Annotated in this window: 1 protein-coding gene; it reads right to left on the reverse strand. The window is 68.1% G+C overall.

Annotated features, from left to right (window positions below; translation table 11 throughout):
• Positions 1-254 (reverse strand): hypothetical protein (locus SB847_RS21655; RefSeq protein WP_486304287.1); only part of this gene is annotated, 254 nt, incomplete at both ends.

Genomic DNA, 254 nt, shown 5'->3' on the forward strand with positions numbered 1-254 from the left:
GCGGCGGCGCAGTGCCGGGGGGTCGGCATCGAGGACTTGTGCACCGCCCAAGACCATTCGGCTCCCCGGATCGCGTAACACCAAGCGGTCGCCGAGGACCAGTGGCAAAGGCCGATCAAGAACGAGCCGCGCGTGGTCTGCATCAAAGGGCCGCAGCCGGCACGGCACCGCCGCTGTGCCAGCGTGAACCATCAGGCGTTCCGGTACGTCGGTGTAGCTGACGCCGGTGGTGCGTCGGACACCAAGGACGCTAG

Origin of the sequence: Bacillus sp. SIMBA_026 (assembly GCF_046535335.1) — a bacterium.
Classification (GTDB): Bacteria; Bacillota; Bacilli; order Bacillales; family Bacillaceae; genus Bacillus; species Bacillus velezensis.